This window comes from Citrobacter amalonaticus (assembly GCF_018323885.1).
In the GTDB taxonomy this organism is placed as follows: Bacteria; Pseudomonadota; Gammaproteobacteria; order Enterobacterales; family Enterobacteriaceae; genus Citrobacter_A; species Citrobacter_A amalonaticus.
Map to the genome: position 1 here is coordinate 3445449 of NZ_AP024585.1, position 19308 is coordinate 3464756.

The following is a 19308-nucleotide window of genomic DNA, read 5'->3' on the forward strand; positions in this document are numbered from 1 at the left end:
CAAGTGAACATTAACAGCAACATAACAACGTTTTGCCGCTAATCAACGCGAATCTCCATCGCGAAACGGCACTGTTCTCCAGAGCCTAACATCCGTAATCCCGGCTGCCCCGGCATGTGGTGGGCATTCACCGGATGCGTCTGCGGTTCCAGACAAAGAAATGACTCACCCGGCATTCTGAAAAGCATAAGCCAGGGAGTTTGCGCAGAAATCGTGACGCGCATCACATTACGTTGAACGATCGCCTGCCCACTCCAGCCGGAATACCCCACATTTAACCAGCGATCCGCGCCATACTGCGCCCTGGTAAAATCAGCCTCCGTCGGCAGTTCACTCTGCCAGGCCAGCGGCAAATGGTGCTCGCCTTCCGGCCAGTAACCGCTGGCAGAAAACTGCACGGTGCTTCGCGCATCAAAGACAAAAAACGGGTGGAAACCGCAGCCGTACAGCATGGGGCGCTTGCCCAGATGAGCGATCGTCAGCGACGCCCTGAATACTGACGCGTCAAGCACATACTGCAGTTCCGCCTGATAATCATAGCCACATGCCAGTTGACTGCGCAGACGCAGCGAACAGCTATCATCGGTCGCCGCCGTCACTTCCCAGCGTTTAAGCCAGCCGTCACCGTGCAGGAAAAACGCGTCGTCGACCTCATATAACGGCAATTGCACCTCGGTTCCGCGCTGGCTGAAGCGGTTACCGGCCACGCGATTGGCAACCGGCAGCATCGGAAACAGCCCGCCATCACCGGCGGTTTTTCCCTCGCTTTCGCGTAGAACCGGTTGTTGATGTTGTAACGAAAACAGCGACAACAGCGCGCCGCCCTGAGGATCCACGCGCATCCTCAGATGCGCGTTATGCAGCGTCAGCGGCGTGGTCATCAGCGCACGCTTTTTGGCTGTGCCGACGGACTGGCTTTCAAATGTCTCGCCGCCAGTTGTTCTTCCAGCGCTTCCAGCGTTACGCCTTTGGTTTCCGGTACATTACGCAGCACATACACATATCCCATTGCGCAAATCACGCCGTAGAGCAGGAAACTCCCGGCGGCACCCAGCCCGGCATTGAGCAGCGGGAAGGTATAGGTCAACAGGAAACAGGCAATCCACAGCGCCAGCGTACCCAGCGACATCGCCAGCCCGCGCACGCGGTTAGGAAAGATTTCAGACAGCAGCACCCAGGTGACCGGTGCCAGCGTCAGGGCATAAATGGCAATGGCCGCCAGCACCAGAACCAGCACCGGCCAGCCCATAATCCCCATCCCGTAGGCACCGGCAATCAACACATAAATCACCGTCAGGCCGGATGCGCCGAACAGCATCAGCTTGCGCCGGCCAATTTTGTCCACCAGCGGCAGTGCGGCGAGGGTAAAGACCAGGTTGATAATGCCGGTCGCAACGATCGATTTCAGCGTACCGTTGATGTCGAAACCGGCAGAGGCGAAAATTTCCTGCGCGTAGTTAAAGATCACGTTGATCCCGCACCACTGCTGGAAGACCGCCAGCACCATGCCGATGATCACGATCGGTTTGATCTGCGGTTGCAGCAGCGTGGACCATGCGACTCTGTGATTATCTTTGAGCAGCGTGTGTTCGATCTCTTTTAGCGTCTGTCCGGCGTAGTCCGCAGAGCCAATGCGTAGCAGCATGGCACGCGCACGCTCCGGTTTACCCGCCTTCACCAGCCAGCGTGGGGATTCCGGGACGAAAAACATCAGCACCAGAAACGCCAACGCGGGAACCAGTTCTGCGCCAAACATCCAGCGCCAGCCCATCTGCCCGTTCCAGCTCTCAACAATCGCCTGCTGTGTCGCCCCTGTGGCAACGGGTTCAGCGATCATCAGATTGATCAGTTGCGCCGCCAGAACGCCAATGACAATGGTCAACTGGTTCACTGCCACAAAACGTCCGCGTTTTTCCGCCGGACTGACTTCAGCGATGTACAGCGGACTGAGCGCTGACGCCAGACCAATCCCGACGCCGCCAACGATGCGGTAAATCACGAACATGTCGAAGTTGCTGGCAACGGCGGTTCCCCATGCCGAGGCGCTGAACAGAATAGCAGAGAGGATGAGCGGCATTTTTCGACCAAATTTATCCGCGCACCAGCCCGAAATCAACGCGCCAAAAATACAGCCCACCAGCGCGGAGCTCATCGCCCAGCCGGACTGCGCCGGATCGGTTATCGAGAAGTACGCTTCATAAAAAGGCTTTGCCCCACCAATCACCACCCAGTCGTAGCCAAACAGCAAACCACCACAGGCTGCGACCAGACAGATGGTCCAGACGTAGCCGATTTTCAAATGTGTCTGCGCGTTATTCATTATGATTCCTCTTTCAGGGAAACGCAGGGAACAGTAGGTTTCCGGTGGCGTTACCGCCACCGGTTCAGGGTTAGTGCAATAACTCCAGTCTGATGACATGGCGCACAAGCAGAGCTTTGTCATGCGCCGGGTTCTGTTTCAGAAGTGCGTCAAGCGCCTGCTGGCAGGCGGATAAATCCCCAAGCCCCAGATGCCCCAACGCGGTAATAAACAGGCAGTGCTGCTGGTGCTTTGCCTCCGCCGGCGTATCGAGCACCACCAGATCCGGTAATGAGACGGCGAAGAAATCCACCTCCGGCACGTGGTCGCGTTGTGATGTCACCCATTGAAGGAAGCTGTGGAAAAGCTGCTCTGCATCGTCACGTTCACCCAACTGTTTCAGCGCCATGCCCTGCCAGAAGAGATAGTCCACGGGCTGATCGTTGTAGTAGCGTCCGGCATCCAGCGTGCTTCCACCACGGGTGGCGCGGGCAAAGTAACGATGCGCTTCGTCATGATATCCCTGACGCTGAGCGCAATAGCCCAACAGATACCAGATATCGTTATCGGTTTGTCCGGGTAAGCGCCCTTCCCCCAGGTTATGCGGATAGATCAGCGCCTGTTGTAGCAGACTGACCGCGTCGGAGAATTCCTCTTTGCCAATCGCCGCCAGCGCCCGGTGCATCTGGTTCAGCAGGTACTGCCCGGTCGCTTTCCCTTCGCCCCCTTCCCAGGGGTGGAATACGCGCTCGCCAAGCACCTTCGCGGCATCATCGTAGTGGCCCAGTCCGTTCCACAGGCTGAGCAACTCCACGGTTAAATCGTCACGCTGGAACACCACCGCCTTACGCGATTCCAGCTGTTGCAGACGCTGTTCAGCAGGCGTCGCCAGGAGTTTATTGAGGTAATCCAGTTCAAACAGGAAACGGGCGTTATCAGGTTCCAGCGCCACGGCCTGCGACAAATACTGGTGTGCCTTGACGCCATCGTGCTGTTTGTTCCACGCATAAATCCCCAGCAGACGGTGCACAGGCGCAAATTCAGGCTCCTGTTGCAGGGTAAATTGCCAGCAGGTAAGCGCCTCTTCGTAGCGGCGTTTGCTGTACCAGAAGCAGCCCAACAGATAGCGGGCGTAAGCACTATGCTCCAGCGTTTGCAGCATCTGTACTTCGTCGAGGGTATTCGGGAAACGTACCCGGTTAGGCAGGCAAGCACGCGCCTGGGCGATGAACGGCTGCGGATGGTCGCTCAGCGACGCCCGCCACAGCAACGGCAGCGTTTCCTGACTGTCCAGCAGTTCCAGCAGTTCGCGGGCTGCAGCTTTTTGACCGAAAGAGAGTAGCCATCCTGCCAGTTCGCAGGCGTTAGTACCTCGGCGACCGGTAATGGTGATAAGCGCCGTTTTCGACGGTTCATCCCGGCATATCGCCCAGCGGGCATAGTGCAGCACGTAGCTAAGCGGATAGTCATTACGCTGCTGCTCGATGTACTTCAGCGCCTCAGACGTGCGCCCCAGTTCTGCCAGTACCAGCGCTTTCAGTCCCATCGCCAGATTGTTGCTGCCGTTAAAGCGCAAACTCTGCGTTACTTTTGCCAGTGCATCTGCATGATCGCCACGCGCCATCGCAAGCCGGGCCAGTGCCCAGAAGGCCGCGTCGCGACAGTTTCCGCTCCAGCTCGCCTTGTAGTAATGATCCCAGGCCTGCTGGCAATCGCCCTGGCGCTCCCGCGCAGCGGCTAACAGCATACTGGCTTCGCCATCGCGCGGGTTTTTGTTCAGGTGATGCGCCCGCGCTAATGCCGCTTTCGCGCAGCGTTCAGCTTGCGCCCAGTCAGCCTGGTTCAATGCCAGCGTCCCCAGCGCAACGTTGTTGCGGTAATCCAGCGGATCTATTTCCAGCGCCCGGCGATAGTAATCCCCGGCGTAACGACTGGCGTGGTTGTACTGCTCCAGATGCTGACCGATAAAGTAAAGTTCATCAGTGTTAGATAATGCCTCCGGCTGTGCCGGGGCCGTTGCCGCCGAGGGCAGCGGCAAATCGTCAGCAATATGCTCTTCGTATTGCAGCAATGTCTGACCGTCGTGACGGGTGACCGTCATGGTGATCCGCGCATAGCCCGAATCGACAAGCGTCGTTAGCCAGCTTTTCCCCGGTGCCAGCGTCAGCGTGGTTTCGAAGAAAGGCGCGCCGTCTGCACTGAGCGTCACTTGCACATCCTGCAATGGCGCAACCGCATAGACACCAACGGACAGCTGGCTTTCATCACGCACCAGTCGCAACGCCAGGTCGATACTGGCGTTTTGCACCATTCCTAATTCACTGTATGGCAGGAAGTTCTGGACGAATACCTTCTCTTCATAAGGTGCAAGCCAGGTGAAATCCGGCTGGTTGTCGGTAAACACCCCGGTCATTAATTCGATGTACGGGCCATTCTCATCGGTCAGGTTACGATCCCAGGCCACGCCAAAATCCCCGTAACCCCAGCTCCACTGCTTTTTCCCCGGCGAGATGTGATGATCGGCAACATGGAGCAACCCGCCGCGCTCACCGTGATGCCAGGCACCGACAAAATCATAGTCCGATTTTTCCGCCATGTACGAAGTCGGCACCGGCACATTCTTATAGCGGGAGATATCCACCCCTGCCGAGTAGTCAACTTTGTAATAGGTGCCCGTAGCGATCGGAAAAGCGGAGACATCGCGCTTGCCGTGATCGAACACCGCCGTGACATCAGGCGGGAACACGCTTTGATGATCGTCGCCGCCCTTCACCGCCGGGTTCGCCCACCATAAAAAATGACGTGGCGTGGCGTTGCCGTTGAAGACTTTACCGGTGATTTCTATCAACGCGCGATCCGGGTAGAGGGTGAATCCAGTCATCACCTGCAGACCGCGCATCGGCTCCACTTCACCCATCCAGACGGTTTGTTCGCCGTGTTCCCCTGCCCGCTGTGTAAAATCTACCGGCATAAAAGTGGTGGGGCGATGGTGCTGCGGCCAGTTAAATTCGATCCCGCCGGAGATCCACGGCCCCAACAGGCCAACCAGCGCAGGCTTCACCACTTCGTTGTAATAGACAAAATCGCGCTGCTGCACTTTGTCATACGCACGGTGAATACGCCCCCCCAGTTCGGGCAGCAGCATGACGCGGATAAAATCGTTTTCCATCCACACGGCCTGGTAATCGCGCATTTCGCGCTTGCCGGTCAGGGTGTCGATCACGCCGTAGGGGTAAACCGCACCTGAAGAGCCCTGATAAACCCGTTTTTCCAGAAACATCGGGTTCGGATCTTCCTCACCCACCGTCCAGGTCGGTAGTGAGAGGGTTTCCTGCCAGACCTTAACTGAACCGTACATGCTGCCTCCACTCAATAAACAAAAGTAAAATGTCATCATGTGGCTATTGTGTGGCAGTTAACTGGCGGTAAAATGCGCAATGCTCACGCAATATAGTTAAGGGAGTTAAGTGTATGCAGCGTTCGGGATTCAATAACGCCCGTGTCAGACAGGCGAATAAACAGATCTTCCTGTCGCATTTGTGGCGCGAAAAGCAGCTCAGTAAATCGCAGCTGGCGCAGCTCACCGGCCTGTCGATTCCGGCGGTGAGTAACATTCTTGAAGAATTGCTGGACGAAGGGCGGCTGTGCCACTCCCGTGAAACGCTGAGCCAGCGCGGACTCAGCAGCGGGAGTTTTCATCTGCCGGTACAGGGCACGTGGACGCTGTGCATGAACGTCACCCCGACCAGTCTGACCAGCCAGCTGGCCGATGCGCGTCTGGTGGCGGTTGGCGACTGGCAGCATGAGGTGATTAATGCCGCGACGCCTGACGCGCTGCTTGCCGCAATAGCCAACCACTGGCGGCGCTGGCGTCAGCGCTATCCCGACACCACGATCAACCTCGCGCTGGGCGTCCACGGTCAGGTGGATCCGATCACCGGTGCGTCGAAAACGATGCCGCAGGCACCGTGGAAAACGCCGGTGGAAATCAAGTATCTGCTGGAGGAACGACTCGGTATACAGGTCCGCCTCGACAACGACTGCGTGATGCTGGCGCTGGCGGAAAAGTGGCAAAACCCGGCGGCCAACGAGGACTTCTGCGTGATTAACGTCGATTACGGCATTGGCTCATCGTTCGTCATTCACGACAATATCTGGCGCGGCAGCCTGTACGGCAGCGGTCAGATTGGGCATACCATTGTTAACCCCGACGGGATCGCCTGCGACTGCGGTCGTTATGGTTGTCTGGAAACCGTCGCCTCCCTGAGCGCGCTGAAAAAGCAGGCCAGAGTCTGGATGAAGGCGCAGCCAGTGCCGGGAAGGGATCCGGAAACGCTGACCACGGATTTACTGATCGACGCCTGGCGCAAGGGTGATGTACGCATTCAGGCATGGGTGGAACATGCCGCCAGCGCGATTGGTTTAAGCCTGTATAACTTTCTTAATATCCTGAATATCAATCAGATCTGGCTGTACGGACGCAGTTGCGCCTTCGGTGAATCCTGGCTCAATACGCTACGGCAACAGACGGGATTTAACCCTTTCGATCACGGCGATAACCCGCGGGCGAAAGCGACGCAAATTAGCGTTGGCACGCTGACCCGCGCCCAGCAACTGATGGGCATTGGCTATCTGTACGTGGAGTCGCAACTGAACGAAATATAAGCTTATGGCGCGAATGGCGAGGCTCGGGGTTGTGTAGTAGTTTTAAAGTACATTACTCATGCTAATGAGCCTGCTATGAACACGTTACGTTATTTTGATTTTGGAGAATCACGCCATCTGTTTTTATTGATTGCCCGTATTGCGCTGGCAATTCTGTTTATTATTTTTGGCTTTCCTAAACTGACAGGGTTCGACGGTACCGTACAATATATGACGTCTCTCGGTACCCCTGCGCCGATGCTTGCTGCGATCATTGCCGTTGTTATGGAGGTTCCGGCAGCGATACTGATTGTGCTGGGCTTTTTCACGCGTCCACTGGCGGTTATTTTCGTTTTCTATACGCTGGGTACCGCCGTGATCGGTCATCACTTCTGGAATATGACCGGTGATGCGGTGGGACCGAATATGATTAACTTCTATAAGAATGTCAGTATCGCAGGCGGTTTTCTGCTGCTGGCGCTGACGGGGCCGGGCGCGATTTCCATTGACCGGCGCTAAAAAGGAAAAAGGCCGCATCGGCGGCCTTTTGCTTGCAGCAAAACGGAATTATGCGTAAACCGGGAAGCGTGCGCAGATATCCAGAACTTTCCCTTTGATGCGCTCAATCACCGCTTCATCATTGATGTTGTCAAGCACATCACACATCCAGCCCGCCAGCTCTTTCGCTTCCGCTTCTTTAAAGCCGCGACGCGTAATGGCCGGAGAACCGATACGGATACCGGAAGTGACGAACGGGCTCTTCGGATCGTTCGGCACGCTGTTTTTGTTCACGGTGATATTGGCACGACCCAGCGCGGCGTCAGCTTCTTTACCGGTCAGGTTTTTGTCCACCAGATCCAGCAAGAACAGGTGGTTTTCAGTACCGCCGGACACCACTTTGTAGCCACGGTTCAGGAACACTTCCACCATCGCTTTGGCGTTTTTCGCAACCTGCTGCTGGTAGACTTTGAACTCTGGCTCCATCGCTTCTTTCAGTGCAACCGCTTTACCGGCAATCACGTGCATCAACGGGCCGCCCTGCGCGCTTGGGAAAACGGCAGAGTTCAGTTTTTTGTACAGCTCTTCATCACCGCCTTTCGCCAGGATCAGGCCGCCGCGCGGACCCGCCAGGGTTTTGTGGGTGGTGGTAGTCACAACGTGTGCATGCGGAACCGGGTTCGGGTAAACACCTGCGGCAATCAGACCCGCAACGTGGGCCATATCAACGAACAGGTACGCACCGATGCTGTCAGCGATTTCACGCATTTTTGCCCAGTCAACCACGCCTGAATAAGCAGAGAAGCCACCGATGATCATTTTCGGTTTGTGCGTCTGCGCCAGTTGCGCCATCTCTTCGTAGTCAATTTTACCGGACTCATCGATACCGTAAGGTACGATGTTGTACAGTTTGCCAGAGAAGTTCACCGGAGAGCCGTGAGTCAGGTGGCCGCCTTGCGCCAGGTTCATACCCAGAACGGTATCACCGGGTTGCAGCAGCGCGGTGTAGACCGCGAAGTTAGCCTGAGAGCCGGAGTGCGGCTGTACGTTAGCGTAGTCTGCGCCAAACAGTTCTTTGGCGCGATCAATCGCCAGTTGCTCAACGATATCGACGTATTCGCAGCCGCCGTAGTAGCGCTTGCCCGGATATCCTTCAGCGTATTTGTTAGTCAGCTGAGAGCCCTGCGCCTGCATGACACGCGGACTGGTGTAGTTTTCGGAGGCGATCAGTTCGATGTGCTCTTCCTGACGTACTTTTTCCTGCTCCATAGCCTGCCACAGTTCGGCATCATAATCGGCAATGTTCATTTCACGCTTTAACATCCGCATCTCCTGACTCAGCTAACGATAGAATTTTTGGCCTTAAAAGGCGGTCCTGTTGGACAACGGGCAACAGTATAACTGAATCATTCTGTGATAACAGGTCTTGACAAAGGAATTTACGCAAACGATTACCTTCACAGGACACAAGGCTTTGCGGAATGAAGACCTTACGAATTTCAACGGATTTCTTTTCAGGTTTGTGATGCAGATTTTTCACGTTGTAACGTTTAACACGTCAAGCGTCAAAGAACCATTTACAAAGCAGGGATATTTTTTATAAGATGTATTTGACATACATCATTAAAGATTCACATAAAGGAAGACCGTATGCTTGACGCCCAAACCATCGCCACTGTAAAAGCCACCATTCCCCTGCTGGTAGAAACCGGCCCCAAACTGACCGCCCATTTTTACGATCGCATGTTCGCTCATAACCCTGAACTCAAAGAAATTTTTAACATGAGCAACCAGCGTAATGGCGATCAGCGTGAAGCCCTGTTTAATGCCATTGCCGCTTATGCCAGCAATATTGAGAATCTGCCTGCCCTGCTGCCTGCGGTTGAGAAAATCGCCCAAAAGCACACCAGCTTTCAGATAAAACCTGAGCAGTACAACATTGTCGGTACGCACCTGCTGGCAACCCTCGACGAAATGTTCAGTCCAGGCCAGGACGTGCTGGATGCGTGGGGCAAAGCCTACGGCGTGTTGGCGAATGTCTTTATCAACCGCGAAGCACAAATCTACAGTGAAAACGCCCGTAAAACCGGCGGCTGGGAAGGCACGCGTCCGTTCCGGATCGTAGCGAAAACCCCGCGCAGCGCACTGATTACCAGCTTTGAACTTGAACCGGTAGACGGCGGCACCGTGGCCGAATACCAGCCTGGCCAGTATCTTGGTGTCTGGCTGAAACCGGAAGGCTTCCCGCATCAGGAGATTCGTCAGTATTCTCTGACCCGTAAAGCGGATGGTAAAAGCTACCGTATTGCCGTGAAACGTGAAGAAGGCGGTCAGGTATCAAACTGGCTGCATAACCATGCGAACATCGGCGATGTCGTGCATTTGGCCGCACCGGCTGGCGATTTCTTTATGGCGGTCACCCCGAATACGCCGGTTTCCCTGATCTCTGCTGGCGTCGGTCAAACGCCCATGCTGGCAATGCTGGATACGCTGGCAAAAGCAAACCACACCGCGCAGGTCAACTGGTTCCACGCCGCAGAAAACGGCGACGTCCATGCGTTTGCCGATGAAGTGAGTGAACTGGGTAAAATGCTGCCACGCTTTAGCGCCCACACCTGGTATCGTGAGCCAACCGAAGCCGATCGCGCGAAAGGCGCGTTTGATAGCGTTGGGCTGATGGATTTGAACAAACTGGAAGGCGCAATCAGCGATCCGGCGATGCAGTTTTATCTGTGCGGTCCGGTGGGCTTTATGCAGTTTGCCGCGAAGCAGCTTGTTGAGCTGGGTGTGAAAAACGAAAACATTCATTACGAATGCTTCGGCCCGCATAAGGTCTTGTAATGACGTCATGCCTGATGGCGCTGTGCTTATCCGGCCTATAGGATGCAGGGCCGGATAAGGCGTTTACGCCACCATCCGGCATGCGCACGCCGCGGCTTAAATTGCCGCGTCGTCTTCTTCACCGGTACGGATACGCACCACGCGCGCCACATCAAAGACGAAGATCTTACCATCGCCGATTTTGCCCGTCTGCGCTGTGCGAATAATGGTATCCACGCAGGTTTCAACGATATCGTCTGGTACGACGATTTCAATTTTCACCTTCGGCAGAAAATCCACCATGTATTCCGCGCCGCGGTACAGCTCGGTATGCCCTTTCTGACGCCCAAAGCCTTTCACTTCGGTGACGGTCATCCCGGTAATACCGACTTCAGCCAGCGCTTCACGCACATCATCGAGCTTGAAGGGTTTAATAATCGCATCAATCTTTTTCATGCTAGTCCTTGAAAAGGTCGCCTGTCTTTTAATCGGGTAAACGTAACATATTACGCAACGTTATTCTTTGAAATCGTTTGCATCCAGCTCATGGCGTGACAGGAGTTTGTAGAACTCCGTCCGGTTACGGCCCGCCATTCTTGCCGCATGCGTCACATTGCCTTTGGTGATTTGCAGCAACTTGCGCAGATAGTTCAGTTCAAACTGGTTACGCGCTTCAACAAAAGTCGGCAGCGCGGTATTTTCCCCTTCCAGCGCCTGTTCCACCAGCGCATCGCTGATAACCGGCGAAGAGGTCAGCGCCACGCACTGTTCAATCACGTTCACCAGTTGACGCACGTTGCCCGGCCAACTGGCGGTCATTAGCCGCTTCATTGCATCCGTCGAAAACGCCCGCACAAACGGCTTATGCCGCTCCGCCGACTGGCGCAGCAGATGATTTGCCAGCAGCGGAATATCTTCGGTCCGCTCCGCCAGCGCCGGGATCTTCAGACTTACCACGTTGAGGCGGTAGTATAAATCTTCACGAAACTCGCCGCGCGCCATGGCTTTCGGCAAGTCACGGTGGGTTGCCGAGATAATACGCACATCAATATCGATGTCGCGGTTGCTGCCAAGCGGTCTGACTTTGCGTTCCTGCAAAACGCGCAGCAGTTTGACCTGTAGCGGCGCGGGCATGTCGCCAATCTCGTCCAGGAACAGCGTCCCGCCTTCCGCCGCCTGAAACAGCCCCTCACGGTTACTCACCGCGCCGGTAAACGCGCCGCGCGAGTGGCCGAATAACTCCGACTCCAGCAATTGTTCCGGTAGCGCCCCACAGTTGATGGCAATAAACGGTTTACTGCTGCGCGGGCTGGCATTGTGAATAGCCTGGGCGAAGATCTCTTTCCCGGTACCGCTCTGACCATTGATCAATACGCTGACGTCGGACTGTGCCACCATCCGCGCCTGCTCCAGCAGACGCAGCATCAGCGGGCTACGGGTAACAATCGATTCACGCCAGCTATCATCCGTGGCGGGTGCCGACTGCTCAAGCGCCTCGTCAATCGCCTGATACAGCGCATCTTTATCCACGGGTTTAGTCAGGAAGCTGAACACGCCCTTTTGCGTTGCAGCGACCGCATCCGGAATCGAACCGTGGGCGGTAAGAATGATGACCGGCATTCCCGGCTGCACCTTCTGGATCTCGCTGAACAGCTGCATGCCGTCCATCTCATCCATCCGCAGATCGCTTATCACCAGATCCACTTTTTCACGGTTCAAAACACGCAGCCCTTCTGCCCCGCTCTCTGCGGTCACCACGCTATAGCCTTCACTGGTCAGACGCATGCCCAGTAGTTTTAACAGGCCTGGATCATCATCCACGAGCAGTAAATGCGCCGGTTTACGACTCATTATGGGGTCACCTCATCTTGTGATGATTCCGGGGCTTGTCCTTCAGACTTGTCGCCGCCATGCGTCGCATCCGGATTGTAATTTCCCGCCGGTTTACGGGTGGAAAGCTGGCGCTCAATATCGGTCAGGTTCTCCAGTTTACGCGTGGTGAGATCGAGCTGTGCCTGAAGGTGCTGATGCTGCTGACGCAGCGTATCCAGATCGCCATCGGTCGTTTGCTGCAGTTTGCTGTAACGCTGGCGTTCTTCGGCGAGCTGGAGCTGTAACGACTGTCCGTCGCGCCAGACCTGATAAAGCGGGCGCACCTGCGCCGGGATCTGCGGGCTGAACGCATCCAGTCGCGAGACGTTTTCGCGACGCTCCAGCGGCGTAATTTTGGCATTCGCCAGCAAGATGCCGCGCTTAAAAGCGTTTTGCCAGCTGTCGTCACTCAGCGAGCGGGCCTCGCTGCGCGACTGCACCGGTAACAGGCGATCTGCGCAGTCAATGGCGCGCAGCCAGTAAAGAGGGTTGGTATCCGTCGATTGCCCCTGCAATGCCCAGATATCAGTACACTCAACAGACAGATAATCCGCCAGTTGATACGTCGGGAGGGCATCCTGCGGCGCATCCCCGGTGATGTGCTTCACCGCATGCGGCGTACACCCCATCAGCGCAAGGCACGGCATTCCCGCCAGGATGAACTGGCGGGAGAATAGACGTTGGAAAATGTGAGAAAAAACGTGTGGCATATTCACCAGGCTTAGCATTATTTAGTCGTTTTTCGTTGCAGATAACGGCAGTTCTATGCGGAAGCAAACCTCTTGCGCCTGTTCATCGACAAGATAGAGCTCACCCTGCATACGGCGGATACAATCTCTGGCGATACTTAGCCCCAGTCCGCTCCCTTTCACTGCCCCTTTCCGTTGATGACTTCCCTGGAAAAAAGGTTCGAAAATCATAGTTCTTTCCGCTTCAGGAATAGGAGTTCCGGTGTTGATAACATCGATATACACGGTTGATCCCTGTAAGCGGCTGCGAATACGGATGTTACCGGATTCAGCCCCATAGTGCACCGCATTGGAATAAAGATTATCCAGTACGCTCATCAGTAACATCGGCTCGGCCAGGCAGCGATCGGCCGCCAGCGCAATGTCGGTATGCATCATTTTAGCGCGAGCCGGTAGACTATGAGCGGAAACCACCATATCTACCAGCGGTTCAATCTCCACGCTTTCCATTTCAATGGCGCTATCCGCCAGTTTGCGGTTGTAATCAAGCAGTTGTTCAATCAATTTTTGTAGGTTACGGCTACTGTCATCGAGAATGCCAACCACCTCTTTTTGTTCCGGCGTCAGTGGCCCCACCACCTGGTCCGCCAGCAATTCGGTGCCTTCACGCATGCTGGCCAGCGGGGTTTTCAGCTCATGGGAGAGATGGCGCAAAAATTGATGGCGTTGAGACTCCAGCCAGGAGAGGCGCTCGCTCAACCAGATGATCCGCTGCCCAACGGAACGCAGTTCGCGCGGTCCGGTAAAGGTGACGGTATTGCCCAGCGATCGCCCTTCCCCCAGACGATTGATCATCCGCTCAATGCCCTTTACCGGCCCGATAATCATCCGCGTGAACAACAGCACCATCGCCAGACTCACCAGAAACAATACCAGCGCCTGCCAGCCGAAGAACTGTCCACGCTCGGCAATCTCTTGTTGTAGCTGCTGCCCGCGTGAAAAAACCACGGTACGCGTCGCTTGCACCATTTCGGTATTGGCGTTGGCAAATGCTTCCAGTCGCGCGGCCGCGGCGGTTTCAGGCCCACTGTTCCGGCATTGCAGTTGCGCCAGGTCGTTCAGATCCTGACGTAACGCCTGATACAGCTTATCGTCAGGCAGAACACCCGCATGGGCGTCCAGCATTTCACTGTAGCGTTTGCGCTGGCTCTGATACACCTTTGCCAGCGTCGGATCGTCAAGCACGCAATACTGACGATAGCTGCGCTCCATCTCCAGGGCGGCATTAGTCATCGCCTCACTGCGACGCGCATCGATAAGGGTAGTACGGTTAGTCTGCGCCGCCTGGGCGCTAAGCGCGTTCAGGCTTTGCCACGCCTGCCAGGCGAGGACCAGCAGCGGTAACAGGATCAGCAGGAATGCCAGCGTCACCAGTTGGCGTAGTGACCGGGGAAAAACAGACCAGCGCTTCAAGGCATTACTCTCACAGGAGATGAATAGAACGATGCTAACTGAGGGAAACGCCAGATACAACAAAGCCGGGCTGAACCCGGCTTTGTTATGGAATAAGGCGGTGCCTAACTCGACGTTTCGCCCGATGGTTGATAAAGCAGCGCTATTATCAGAAGTTGGACGGCAGGCACCTTGTTGTGCGTCATTCGAAGTTTATGTAGCACGTCCCGAAGGGGCTGACATAAGAAGGTGAATGAGCCACTGGTTACTATTATGCAGTAACTATGCCAACATTCAAAACAAATTATTAACACCCTGAATTTAATTGGTTTTTATTGATAATTAATCGATTAATGCAGTGAATAACTTTCATACAAACTGTCGTCAATTAGCAACACCTTAAACGCAATGGATTTAGCCCCATAAAAATCAACAAGTTATATGTCTCTTTTTGGAGACATCCCTTGCGCGCATTTGTCGTGAATTCCCGACAGACCAAATTAACGATAGTGATTATAAAGATACGCAAGGCACACGACATGCCGGCTCAACACCTTCGGCCCTAATCCTGACTGACCCGAGGACCACGGGTGCGTATACAGCCAGCGAACAAAGACATCGCTGGCGCGCAGAGAAACCGGAGCAATGTTCCCGGCCTGCTTTTGCCCGGTTAATGAGCAGACGATCTTATCCGCTCCGCCGCAACTCCACCGCTGCCAGACATTGTTCCACCACCCAATGTTCCACCTGCCTGTCAGCCTGTACTCCGCCTCTGTCCCGGATGGCGGGTTGGCATCTTCCAGCACAAACCACAGATTCGTGGTACCACGCTGTACTTCCGCTGACCAGGCCGTAATCGCTGCGCCACGCAGCACACACTCGTGCGCCAGGTAGTGATCGGTGATAGCAGGAAACCGCCGTTTCAACCGCTGGAAATGACCGTGAATCGCGATCGCAGGGCGAAGGATACACCCGCGATCGTTGCCTTTCAGTCGCGCACTGCCATAGTGAATTTCATCAAACTGACATCTTTGCATGAACTGCATTTCCTGCCAGCGAAGGGACTCCACCGAGCACTCATACGCCATTTGCGGCACAGGACTCGCCGAACCGGTATAAAGCAAAGAGTCACCTACCGCCTCATCACAGTAGTTAGTTGTGACCTGGAGAATATGACCAGAACAGGCATCAGCGCTGATCACCACATACAGCCGCTGTTCTGCCGCCTGTCCCTGGAAAGGCAACGCCAGAACCTTTGTCGCAACGCGTTTCACATCACGGTTAGCATGATGCGCTTGCTGCTCACACCAGTTAACCGCTTTCGCCAGCAGTCGATATTGCGTGGTTTCTGCCGCGTAATCACCCTGCTGAAGTCGCAAGAGAAACGGCTCGATGGTGCGTTCGAAACAGCGCTTCGTCTGTCGGGGAGTAAAAACCGTCCGACAAAGACGACACTGGAATCGACTATGACCTGCCTGCGTTCGCCCATAGCGAATCACGTCGCTGGCAGAGCAGCGCGGGCATTCTGTTCCGGTTGCGTCCGGTTTATTTTTTATTAACCGTGCAAACCAGTGGTTAAATTCACGCTCATTAAATAAGGGGGGCAGACTGCCACATTTCTGGCATTCCAGCGCCGCATACCCCAGACGATAAACGGGATAAAGATAGTCAGCCGCTTCCGCCACGCCGAGATTGGGGCACGACCAACTTTTACAAACATTGAGATGTATTTTGTCCTGGATTTCCATTTCACTCGACCAACTGATTTTGTCAGTCGAATAACTCTGGCGGTTATTCAGATTTACTGTCGTGAGGAGCCTCACAAAATCCAGGCAAGCGGAAACGACAATAGCACTCTCATTTATACGTTAAGGATAAACAATGAAAAAACGCTTGATTGCCTCGTTACTCATCGCTGGATATGCGGGATATGCCTGTGCGCAGGATGTTACCGTCATCTATACCAATGATCTCCACGCCCACGTTGAACCGTATAAACTGCCGTATATTGCTGAAGGTAAACGGGAGATTGGCGGTTTTGCTAATATTTCCACACTGGTTAAACAGGAAAAAGCTAAAAATAAGGCGACGTTTTATTTTGATGCCGGTGATTATTTTACCGGTCCATATATAAGCAGCTTGACTAAAGGAAAAGCAATTATCGATATAATGAATACAATGTCGGTGGATGCGGCCTCTGTCGGGAATCATGAATTTGACCATGGCTGGGATAATACCCTTTTGCAGTTCAGCCAGGCGACGTTCCCTATTTTATTGGGTAACGTCTTTTTTAAGAACAGCACTCTGCCCTTCTGGAATAAACCGTACACTATTGTGGAAAAAGACGGCGTCAAAATCGGTGTCATCGGTTTGCACGGTGTGTTTGCCTTCGACGATACGGTGTCGTCAGCCATGCGCCAGGGAATTGAAGCGCGTGATGAAGTCAAGTATCTACAGCGCTATCTGGATGAGCTGCGTGGAAAAGTGGATATCACCGTCGCGTTAATGCACGAAGGCACACCGGCGCGCCAGTCCAGCATCGGCAATGCGGACGTCAGACGTGCGCTGGATAAGGATATTCAGACCGCAAAACAGGTCAAAGGCCTCGATCTTCTCATTACTGGCCATGCGCATGTTGGCACGCCAGAACCAATTAAAGTGGGGAATACCCTCATCCTCTCGACCGACAGCGGTGGCATTGATATCGGTAAACTGGTGCTGGATGTCAACACAAAAAACCATCGTCACACGGTTAAAAGCTTTGAACTGAAAACAATTTATGCGGATGAATGGAAACCCGATCCGGTCACGCAGAAGGTGATTGATGGCTGGAACAAAAAGCTCGCGGAAACCGTGAGCCAAAAAGTGGGTGAAACGCCGATTGCGTTGACCCGGGCCTATGGGGAGTCCTCATCGCTGGGTAACCTGTTTACCGATGCCATGCTGTTCGCCGCGCCTGATGCGCAACTTGCGCTGACCAATTCGGGCGGTTTACGCGCCGATCTCAATCCTGGCCCCCTCACGCTTGGCGATATTATTAGCGCCTTCCCGTTCCCTAATGAACTGACCGTGATGGATTTAACGGGTAAATCATTACGCAATCTGATGGAGCATGGGGCGTCGCTGAGCAACGGCGTATTACAGATGTCGAAAGGCGCTGAAATGCGCTACGACCCGCGTAAACCGGTCGGCCAGCGCGTGACGGCATTTACACTTAACGGCAAAAACATTGTCGATACGCAAACCTATCGCGTGGCAACCAACAGTTTCCTCGCGCCGGGCGGTGATGGTTTTATGGCTTTTACCGACGGTAAAAATAAGCAGGTCCGCGGTGGATATAACCTCTCCGATGCGGTGATTGATTACCTGAAAAAAGGCAACGTCATCGACCCTCAGCAAGTCAATGAAATGCGCGTAAGTGAAGTCAAACACTAATCTTATTTAATCAGGTGGATACTATGGCAATTATTTATACTGGAACAGTGCTCGCTCCGGCAAACAATCAGCTTGCTGCCTGGCTCAAGTTTCAACTGGACGTACCAGCCACATTTTCATATACCGTGTTAAAAAGGACGACAAGTCAGACAAGCGTAGACTTTTCTTTCACGTCAAGCGAGTTGATTGACGATACCACGACAGAAATTAAAATCCCGGTGATTGGCCTTTACGCTAATTATAACAACCAGGTTCAGGTCATTTTCAAAAATCAGGCGGGGAATGAAATTTTCAACAGTACGATCCAGGTTAGCACACGCGATCAAATTTATCGTGAAGCGACCATTTTTCATCTTAACATTGAGCAAAACGATCCCGCAAAATTTGCCAGTGTGTGGGGAAACAGTTGGTTAATGACAACCAATTGCGATGGTTATGACCAAAACGGTGACCTCCGCTGTTATTTCGCGCAACCTTATCGCAACCAAATGTTAAGAACGCACGATGGGTATTTTTACATAGGTAGCGACGAGGACGAACATTGGTATGGCCGTCGCTTCTTTAAAATTGATATTCTTGGCAATGAAATCCTTGAATATGATTTACGCGATAGTGATGGCAATCTTTACGCAAATACGCACGATCTAGCCTGGGATTCGGCAAATAACCTTTATATGATCGGTAACGATATACCGGATCGTTCGACATCTACAATGAGACAGGATGCCTGGATCTTAAAATTCAATGAACAGTCGGGGAAAATGATCTGGGCCAAAAATTACACTCGCGCCTTCGATAACGCCTCGATTCTGAATAATAGCCCAACCAATGATGCGCATCTTAACTCACTCTCCTGGATCCCAGCAGGCTCTGAAAACAGTGAGGCTATTATTGTCCACACCCGTTCAGCCGGGGTTACTTTTGGCGTATCGCCAGAAGATGGCCGGATTCTCTGGACAATCGATACTGGCGGTTTCAACCCACAATTCCCTGCAGATCAATCGGTTATAAATGTCAGTACAACCGGAATTGGCGATAATGAAAACGGCGGCCATACCGTTTTAGTCACCAGTAATAGCGCATTTTCCAGTCTCACAGATTACAACGCAGGGAAGTTTGTCCTTTCTGTCTTTGATAACCGCTCTTGCATAACGTCTGATGGTCAGCCTGTTATCCGCCCTATCGACGCGGATGCAGACGCTGCAAAGCAGTATCAAACCCTGGAAGCTCGTGTTTTGTTTTACGCCGTTGATTTAACGGCCAGAACCATCACGAAAGCAGCAGAACCTATTTCATTGGCATCAGCCCGTGTCCCACAAGTAACGGACTTCATGGGGGCGGTTTTTGATCACAATGACAACTACACTATCTATACCAACCACGCGCGTTCTTTCTTTATCAGCGACGCCAGCGGGAATTTCATTGCAACGATTTACGATCTTATCTGTTCGCTGGATGGCTATCCGGAGTTTCCTGGAGAATGCTACCGGGCAAGGCTATTTGCCAGCAATGAACTCACCGCTCTGATCAACGTTGGGTTTGATACCGCGAACAACTGATACCGTTCAGTAAAAAAAACCCGGTGTTTATTTCACCGGG

14 protein-coding genes are annotated in these 19308 nt (G+C 53.8%); 5 read left to right on the forward strand and 9 right to left on the reverse strand.

The window, feature by feature from the left end; genetic code table 11:
• Positions 1 to 38 precede the first annotated feature (38 nt).
• The 3 genes from KI228_RS16375 to KI228_RS16385 form a co-directional block, all read right to left on the reverse strand.
• Positions 39 to 881, reverse strand: a complete 843-nt coding sequence (locus KI228_RS16375) for an aldose 1-epimerase (RefSeq protein ID WP_042999805.1) — start codon at positions 879 to 881, stop codon at positions 39 to 41.
• Complete coding sequence (locus KI228_RS16380; RefSeq protein ID WP_061069773.1) at positions 881 to 2320, reverse strand: sugar porter family MFS transporter; 1440 nt, start codon at positions 2318 to 2320, stop codon at positions 881 to 883. The genes KI228_RS16375 and KI228_RS16380 overlap by 1 nt, the downstream gene beginning before the upstream one ends.
• Before the next feature lie 70 nt (positions 2321 to 2390).
• Entirely contained in the window at positions 2391 to 5657 is a 3267-nt protein-coding gene (locus KI228_RS16385; RefSeq protein ID WP_061069772.1) for a DUF5107 domain-containing protein, read from the reverse strand.
• Between the two features lie 113 nt (positions 5658 to 5770).
• Between KI228_RS16385 and KI228_RS16390 the strand changes: the two genes are divergently transcribed.
• Positions 5771 to 6964 carry an ROK family transcriptional regulator gene (locus tag KI228_RS16390; RefSeq protein WP_044253121.1) on the forward strand — a complete coding sequence of 398 codons (1194 nt, stop codon included), beginning with the start codon at positions 5771 to 5773 and terminating at the stop codon, positions 6962 to 6964.
• 75 nt (positions 6965 to 7039) lie between these two features.
• Positions 7040 to 7462, forward strand: coding sequence for a DoxX family protein (locus KI228_RS16395; protein ID WP_042999801.1), 423 nt, complete (start codon positions 7040 to 7042; stop codon positions 7460 to 7462).
• 48 nt (positions 7463 to 7510) lie between these two features.
• Here the strand turns inward: KI228_RS16395 and glyA are convergent, their stop codons facing one another.
• On the reverse strand, positions 7511 to 8764 hold the full coding sequence (gene glyA, locus KI228_RS16400) for a serine hydroxymethyltransferase (RefSeq protein WP_042999800.1): 1254 nt from the start codon (positions 8762 to 8764) through the stop codon (positions 7511 to 7513).
• A 327-nt stretch (positions 8765 to 9091) separates the two neighbouring features.
• Here glyA and hmpA point away from each other — a divergent pair, with 327 nt between their 5' ends.
• Positions 9092 to 10282: an NO-inducible flavohemoprotein gene (gene hmpA, locus KI228_RS16405; protein ID WP_061069771.1), complete on the forward strand. Its 1191-nt coding sequence runs from the start codon at positions 9092 to 9094 to the stop codon at positions 10280 to 10282.
• A gap of 96 nt (positions 10283 to 10378) precedes the next feature.
• On the opposite strand, the gene glnB is transcribed toward hmpA, so the two are convergent.
• From glnB to KI228_RS16430, 5 genes are all read right to left on the reverse strand, one after another.
• Positions 10379 to 10717: a nitrogen regulatory protein P-II gene (glnB, locus tag KI228_RS16410; RefSeq protein ID WP_012906673.1), complete on the reverse strand. Its 339-nt coding sequence runs from the start codon at positions 10715 to 10717 to the stop codon at positions 10379 to 10381.
• A gap of 60 nt (positions 10718 to 10777) precedes the next feature.
• Positions 10778 to 12112, reverse strand: coding sequence for a two-component system response regulator GlrR (glrR, locus tag KI228_RS16415; RefSeq protein ID WP_086512879.1), 1335 nt, complete (start codon positions 12110 to 12112; stop codon positions 10778 to 10780).
• The gene (gene qseG / locus KI228_RS16420) at positions 12112 to 12843 is read right to left on the reverse strand and encodes a two-component system QseEF-associated lipoprotein QseG (protein WP_044264932.1); all 732 of its coding nucleotides are present in this window, start codon (positions 12841 to 12843) and stop codon (positions 12112 to 12114) included. The genes glrR and qseG overlap by 1 nt, the downstream gene beginning before the upstream one ends.
• 21 nt (positions 12844 to 12864) lie before the next feature.
• Positions 12865 to 14295 (reverse strand): two component system sensor histidine kinase QseE/GlrK, encoded by a 1431-nt coding sequence (gene qseE / locus KI228_RS16425; RefSeq protein WP_042999796.1) that lies wholly within the window; start codon positions 14293 to 14295, stop codon positions 12865 to 12867.
• 479 nt (positions 14296 to 14774) lie between these two features.
• The gene (locus tag KI228_RS16430; RefSeq protein WP_061069770.1) at positions 14775 to 16022 is read right to left on the reverse strand and encodes an IS1 family transposase; all 1248 of its coding nucleotides are present in this window, start codon (positions 16020 to 16022) and stop codon (positions 14775 to 14777) included.
• A gap of 133 nt (positions 16023 to 16155) precedes the next feature.
• Between KI228_RS16430 and KI228_RS16435 the strand changes: the two genes are divergently transcribed.
• Entirely contained in the window at positions 16156 to 17709 is a 1554-nt protein-coding gene (locus KI228_RS16435) for a bifunctional metallophosphatase/5'-nucleotidase (protein ID WP_054176534.1), read from the forward strand.
• 23 nt (positions 17710 to 17732) lie between these two features.
• Complete coding sequence (locus tag KI228_RS16440; protein WP_061069769.1) at positions 17733 to 19268, forward strand: aryl-sulfate sulfotransferase N-terminal domain-containing protein; 1536 nt, start codon at positions 17733 to 17735, stop codon at positions 19266 to 19268.
• Positions 19269 to 19308: the final 40 nt, after the last annotated feature.

Excerpts from the sequence above, each read along its gene's own strand:
- KI228_RS16375 (WP_042999805.1), bottom strand. The coding sequence starts at position 881 with ATGACCACGCCGCTGACGCTGCATAACGCGCATCTGAGGATGCGCGTG.
- KI228_RS16380 (WP_061069773.1), bottom strand. The coding sequence starts at position 2,320 with ATGAATAACGCGCAGACACATTTGAAAATCGGCTACGTCTGGACCATC.
- KI228_RS16385 (WP_061069772.1), bottom strand. The coding sequence starts at position 5,657 with ATGTACGGTTCAGTTAAGGTCTGGCAGGAAACCCTCTCACTACCGACC.
- KI228_RS16390 (WP_044253121.1), top strand. The coding sequence starts at position 5,771 with ATGCAGCGTTCGGGATTCAATAACGCCCGTGTCAGACAGGCGAATAAA.
- KI228_RS16395 (WP_042999801.1), top strand. The coding sequence starts at position 7,040 with ATGAACACGTTACGTTATTTTGATTTTGGAGAATCACGCCATCTGTTT.
- glyA (WP_042999800.1), bottom strand. The coding sequence starts at position 8,764 with ATGTTAAAGCGTGAAATGAACATTGCCGATTATGATGCCGAACTGTGG.
- hmpA (WP_061069771.1), top strand. The coding sequence starts at position 9,092 with ATGCTTGACGCCCAAACCATCGCCACTGTAAAAGCCACCATTCCCCTG.
- glnB (WP_012906673.1), bottom strand. The coding sequence starts at position 10,717 with ATGAAAAAGATTGATGCGATTATTAAACCCTTCAAGCTCGATGATGTG.
- glrR (WP_086512879.1), bottom strand. The coding sequence starts at position 12,112 with ATGAGTCGTAAACCGGCGCATTTACTGCTCGTGGATGATGATCCAGGC.
- qseG (WP_044264932.1), bottom strand. The coding sequence starts at position 12,843 with ATGCCACACGTTTTTTCTCACATTTTCCAACGTCTATTCTCCCGCCAG.
- KI228_RS16430 (WP_061069770.1), bottom strand. The coding sequence starts at position 16,022 with ATGGAAATCCAGGACAAAATACATCTCAATGTTTGTAAAAGTTGGTCG.
- KI228_RS16435 (WP_054176534.1), top strand. The coding sequence starts at position 16,156 with ATGAAAAAACGCTTGATTGCCTCGTTACTCATCGCTGGATATGCGGGA.
- KI228_RS16440 (WP_061069769.1), top strand. The coding sequence starts at position 17,733 with ATGGCAATTATTTATACTGGAACAGTGCTCGCTCCGGCAAACAATCAG.